At 39.8% G+C, this 6,434-nt stretch carries 2 protein-coding genes, 1 tRNA gene and 1 pseudogene; all 4 read left to right on the top strand.

All coding sequences use genetic code 11. The features are described 5' to 3' along the window. The first annotated feature begins 540 nt into the window (after positions 1–540). The 4 genes and pseudogenes from DXA15_RS24245 to DXA15_RS24235 all read left to right on the top strand — a co-directional run bounded on the left by DXA15_RS24245 (position 541) and on the right by DXA15_RS24235 (position 6,245). A complete protein-coding gene (locus DXA15_RS24245; protein ID WP_233567604.1) occupies positions 541–3,900 on the top strand; it encodes a hypothetical protein in 3,360 nt (1,119 codons plus the stop codon). 872 nt (positions 3,901–4,772) lie between these two features. Then, positions 4,773–4,973 (top strand): annotated as a pseudogene (locus tag DXA15_RS27395) (DUF6383 domain-containing protein); the annotation flags it as partial. Positions 4,974–5,137: 164 nt separating this feature from the next. Then, entirely contained in the window at positions 5,138–6,046 is a 909-nt protein-coding gene (locus DXA15_RS24240) for an AraC family transcriptional regulator (protein WP_010802100.1), read from the top strand. A gap of 117 nt (positions 6,047–6,163) precedes the next feature. Beyond that, positions 6,164–6,245: transfer RNA gene (locus DXA15_RS24235), tRNA-Leu, on the top strand. Positions 6,246–6,434 lie beyond the last annotated feature (189 nt).

The following is a 6,434-nucleotide window of genomic DNA, read 5'->3' as shown; positions in this document are numbered from 1 at the left end:
AAATCCGTACAATACATAATTATTTGAAGCTTGGTAACTAAAAATAATCATTTTGACGGAAAGAAGAAACACTCTTTTTACTTCAAACTACAAAATTTAAACAGGCTCTAATGTATAGGGAATATTGCAGGAAATGAAGTGCTAATGGTTGGATATGTCCTTAAAACCGTCCCCTTTGTACGATTTAAGGTAAGAATCGGATAAGAAAGCATGGTTAAAGGGAAAAAAATATAACAAAAAAATAGTGCAACAAAAAAAGATATGTATATTTGCATAAGAATTTAGGTGCAAGGTATGCACAGATGAATGCGACGGTAAGTAGTCGTCAGAACTTTATTTTGATAGAAAGATTTATTTGAACTTTATATTTTATTACTAATTAAATTATTTGATTATGAACAAAAAGTTTTCTACTTTGTTCGCCGCGTTCCTTGTGGCAAGCAGTAGTTTTTCAATTTTGCTCAAAATGCGGTCCCAGCCTGGTACAAGACAGGTGCTGATACTTACAAGGCCGATTTTGAAGATCCGACTGCGGATGAATTGAAAGAAGCTGCGAAATTTGACCTTCTCAATAGAGGTGCCTTAAAGTATGTCAATGATCAAACAGTCGGTTACTGGAATTATATTCTGCCTTTGCAGGATGTGAATGTTGGAACTCTTATTCCAGGGGTATTTGTTGCTTTTGATTCTGCGGCAGGCAATGTAGCTGGTGGTCAGTATGTATCTGGTGACAAGCTATATGATAATGTAAATCAACCTCAATATGGTGTTATTACTCAAGGTAATATTACTTATCTGGGTGTTAGACCGACTGAAACAAGACAGGGTCGTGTTGAATTTACATTCGATACAAGAGGTTTGAGCGATGCAACAAGTTTCCATTTTTTCATTAGTCGTTTGAAAAATGATGACGTAAACCGTCACCTGGTTTGGAAGATTGCTAGTGCTAAGGCTTATAAGCTGGATGGTACAGGTGCTCAGGAATTGCCTTATAATGAAAAATATCAGGGTGGATTCACTATCGATAAAGATGGTGTTGAAGTTGATGGTGTAAAAACTCCTGATGCATATAAGGTAATGTTTAATATGGCTAATTCTGGTGAAGTCGATATTGATAACTCTATTGTACATATCGTTCTTGAATCAGAACTGTCTGAACCTGATGAAAATGCAACAGATAATACTTTGGAACCTGTAACATTGTTCTCAAGTGTTAATCTTGATTTCGTTCGTCCGGATGTAGAAATAGTATATGAAGAAGAAAAAGAATTCCGTGTAGGTGTTAACCGTTCTACTGAATGCGAAGCTTCTGAAATGGATGTTAAGATCTGGAAGTTTAATGATAAGATGGCTGGTGCTGCAACTCCTCACCACGTTGAAGCTACTTATTTGAAACTGAATGTGAAAGCTCCTATCGTTCTTGAAAAGATTGGTAATACAGCTGTTACTGCAGGTAACTTTGCTCAAGCAACAGAAGCTGACGGAAGTAGAAGTTTCTGTGTACGTGCAGGTGCGTTCAATAACTACAATCCGGTTGACTGGTCTAATGTAAAGGTTGTTTATCATGTAGAGCCGGGTACAGTGAAAGACCAGTGGGAATTGGCTGACTATATGTTTGCTACAACTACTGCATCCAGTACGGATACAGCATTTGTAAGACATAGCGTAGATGCTCGCGGTACATTCAAATTCGGTGATGACTTGGTATTCACAAAATATGAAGAAGTTCTTGAAACATCTATTGATTTCACATATCTGCCTAAGTTTATTTTAGATTGTGCAGAAGGCTCTGGTCCTGTGCCTGAGGCTGCTGTGAGAATGGAAGCTATGGCTCCTTGTGATGGTGGTGCATTAAATCTGGAATTATTAACTCCGGCTGATCCGGGTTCTACCGACAGATGGGAAGATAAGATTGAATTCTTAGGATTCAACTGGTACTTCGAAGGTGAATTAGTTGCTGGATTTAAACATACAAGATGTATTCCGGATGCTGCTATCGATTGCTTAGGAAATCTGAATGAAGACTGGACAGTGAAAGCTGCTTTCCACTTTGCTTCAGAAAACATGAACATCGATCAGGATGAAGCTTATAATATTGAAGAGAAATGGGGCTTGTCAGCTACATTGAATACTCAGGATGATTGCGAAGGTTATTCAGGACAAGATTTGATCAATCTGGGTGAAACTCATTATCCGGGTGTTCTGACTACATCTGCTCGTACTCAGCACGTATGGACTAACTGGAAAGGTGTTGAAACAGAAGATGGCGTTGTTGCTACTGTATCAAGTACATTAGCTAATGTAATGAACATTACAGACGGTTTACTTGCTGCTGCTGATAGAAATACAGGAGAAAGTGGTCTTATCGGTTATATAAGTGAAGCTGTTAAGGGTGGTGCTGAAGTATTTGCAGCTCCTTACTTTACTAATAAAGATTCTTATGTATGGGGTATCGGTGGTTCTTCTCGTAACCATGTTGTTCATGTATATGCTACAGGTTTGAAACCGGATGCTGACGATCCTAACTTTACAACTATCCGTCTGTACAAACAGGCTATGGAAATTGGTGAAAGAGAAGTTGTACAGGATAAGAACTTCTATTTCTCAACAGAATATGCAAATGCCGTTTGGAATCGTGGTGATGTTGGTGGTCTTGAACCGCAGCCAGGATCTGTTTGGCGTGGTGAAAGTGCTGGTGACACATTGTATATCCGTGTTCCGTACAAACAAGCAAATCTGGATGCCCTGAAAAATAACGGTATTGCCGTTAAGGTTAGATATACTCCTCAGGCTAAATTTGATTTGGTTCCGACAGAAGAAATCCTTACCGATATGGCTCAGTTCGGTCTGTTGACAAATGATGCAGGTGACGGTAAAGCTAATCATCCGGGATGGGAAAAAGAATTGACAGGTTTCAACCAGTTCAATGTTGTTGGTTCTGTATTTAAGGGTCTTGTTTCTACTTTGACAGGTGACAAACCGGTAGGTGCTTATACCAGCCTGTTAGGAAATATCCAGAATCTTGATGAGTTTGAACATGGTGAATATGATTCTAACGTATTCCGTGATCTTTATACTAAGAACTATGCTACTTATTACCTGGGTCAGGAACAGTGCTACGAAGTGAAAGATGGTACTTTCGTTATCGCAGGTTTGAACCTTGTTGCTCCGGTAACTGTAGAAACAAGCATGTCTAATAAGATTGGTGCATTCGACCACGATACAACTGTTATCATTGGTACTTTGGATGCTGGCAAATTGATTCCTAACAAATATGGTGAATTACTTGCTTACGTTAAGTCTACATTCAAACCGTCTGACAAGGCTGGTATCGTTCCTGATACAATCCATTCAGCAATTGATAACAAAGACTTCATCTATAATTATGTAAACGACACAGTTCGTCTGTATCCGATGCAGATCAAAGACCAGATCAGCTGGACTTATGTATATGGTTTGGATGAAAAGTATGCTGATAAAGATGTAGAAAACAATAAGGGACAAACTAACAGTTATACTAACTTGTTCTATATCTATGGAGCTTATCGTAACGATACTGTAGCTACTCGTATCTATGGTGATGTTAAACAACCTGAACTGTATTTCGCGGCTACAGCTGATACAAAAGCTGCTAAGTTGGCTAAGTTAGACTTCGGTGCTGTTACATTCATTGATGATGACATTGCTGCAACTAAACAAATCTATCTGATTGGTAAAGACCTGCCGGCAATCGATCCTACTGAAGAAGTATCTAAAGTAATTGCTATCTCTCCTGCAGGTGCATTGATCGCTTCTACTGAAGGTAAGAACCAGGCTGAATATGTAGCGAAGCTATTATTCCGGTTTCTATCGACCTGTTGGCTGACAAGAGCGACCATGACTTGGTTGCAGACGTATTAGCAGCAAGCACATTGTGCAACTGTACAGTAGATCTACCGGTTAATTATTCTCCGGTTCTGGCTGCTCCTGTAGTTGATACTAAATATTTGTCTGACAACATTAACGGTAGCAAGGCTGAATTCAGATGGTCTGCAGTTCCGGGTGCTCATTACTACAAAGTAGAACTTGGTCAGTACGAAAAACAGAACACTTCTAAGAATATCTTTATCTCTGAAGTGAAAGCTGAAGAAGGTACAATCATGGTTGAATTGTTCAACGGAACAGGTGAAGTTATCAATCCGTTGCTGCACCACAACTATAAGCTGACTATCATGAAGAATGGTGCTGAATATAAGACAATGGATGTTATTTCAACAAATACTCATCTGAATGAAGCTTATAAGGCTGAAGCATTTGACGTTGACGCTGATTTGAGCCCGGCTAACACTTATACAGTTCTGTTGAAAGAAGGTGGCAAGCAGATCGATATCTTCGAATTCACTAACACAACTCGTTTGTCTCGTGACGAAAAAGACGGTCTTGAAGAAAACACTGGCGCATTCAATAAGAATGACTGGAATCCTGACTTCGGTTCTCTGCCGGTAGCTAGCTACATGGAAGAATCTGACAAATGGGACTTCCTCTTTGTTCAGGGTATTGAATCAGAAGAAGTAGGTCCTACTTCAACTTCAATCAGAGCAATCAACTTGCAGCCGAAGACTGAATATGCAGTACGCGTAACAGCTTATAGCTATTCTCCTTCAATTGTAAAATCTGCTTCATCTGACATCGCTGAGTTCGGTACTTCAATCTTTACTGAACCTGTTACAGGTGACATGCAGTTTGACGAAGATTCTTACAGCCCGCCAGTAGGCAACGAAGACATTACAGTTGATGGATTCAACGTATTCGGTGGCGTAGGTTCTGTAACAATCCAGGGTGCTGCTAATAAGACAGTTGTTGTAACAAATGTATTAGGACAGACAATCGCAAGAACAGTTCTTTCTTCTGACAATGCTACAATCTCTGCTCCGGCAGGTATCGTTGTAGTAGCTGTTGAAGGCGAAAGCGCAGTTAAAACTGTTGTTAAGTAAATAAGATACCCGAAAGACTGAAAAGTCCGAAAGTATTAAAGATAGAAACTCCGTCGGGAAACCGGTGGAGTTTTTTTGTATCTTCGCATCGTAAACCGACCGTAAGTTCCCGGTTAGAGAAAGCGAAGGTTTTCTTTATTGGAACAGGTCTTATGATTGAAGCCATGATAAAGATTAAGGAAGGATTCAAAGGAGAACGTTTTGTTTCCCTGCCGGACGAATTACTGGATTCGTACAGCAGCGAACCGCTTATCGGAAATTTGTATGTTAGGAAAATCGGTTTCTTTCCGAAGGTAAAGTATCATTATGTACAAAAGGACCAGGGCTCTAAATATGCGATGCTGATCTATTGTACGGAAGGAAAGGGTTGGTATACTATTTATGGAAAGACTTATACGGTCGTTGAAAACCAGTATATCATTATCCCGCCTGATGTCCCCTATTCATTTGGAGCGGACGAGCATGATCCGTGGACCATCTATTTCCTTCATTTTAAAGGAAAACTATGTAAAGAGTTTGTCCCGTCCTACAACATGCCCAAAGATATTTTGCCGGGAGAACATTCGCGGCTTCAGGACAGACTTCAGCTTTTTGAGGAGATTTACAGTTGCTTTTCAATGGGATATATAAAAGAATATATGACTTATTCTTCTATGTGTCTTTATATGCTCCTGAGTTCGTTCGTGTATCTGGAGCAGTTCCGTTATTATAACCTTACAACACATAAAGAGTATTCATTTTCTTCGAAAGTGATCCATTATATGCAGGAAAATGTGGAACGCAGTCTGTCTCTTGAGCAGTTGGCTAATTATTTTAAATATTCTCCTTCCCATTTCTCCATGCTTTTTCAAAAGGAGACGAAGATGTCGCCAATCAATTATTTTATCCGTCTAAAGATACAGAAAGCCTGTCAGTATATAGAACTTACCAGTCTAAAGGTTAATGAGATTGCGATGAAACTAGGGTTTGAGGAGGCTGCCTATTTTTCCCGTATTTTTACGCGGGTTATGGGAGTATCCCCTTCCGTTTATCGGAAGAAAGAATCGATAAAGAGAGACAGGCCCGAAATATGAAGGGTGGAATTTTGAAGAAATATTGTAAAAACAATACCTGAATATTTTGCAGTATAAAAAAAAACACTACCTTTGCACCGCGATCACGAGAGATTGTTTACCTGAAAGTAATGAAATGCCCAGGTGGCGGAATTGGTAGACGCGCACGTTTCAGGTGCGTGTGTCGCGAGGCGTGCAGGTTCGAGTCCTGTTCTGGGCACTTCCGAAAAGCGGACAACTGTAAAGTTGCCCGCTTTTTTTATATCCGTACTTTTTTGTATATTTGAGCCAAATATGGAGAGGATGCAGCAATATACGGAAGATGAAATCGTAGAACAACTACGGGATCCGGCCCGGGCAAAGGGATGCTTTTGCCTGGGTGGTGAATCTTTATGGGGAAAAGTTATAT

Source organism: Parabacteroides sp. AM58-2XD (genome assembly GCF_003463685.1).
Classification (GTDB): Bacteria; Bacteroidota; Bacteroidia; order Bacteroidales; family Tannerellaceae; genus Parabacteroides; species Parabacteroides segnis.
This window is presented reverse-complemented; position numbering and strand designations above follow the sequence as displayed.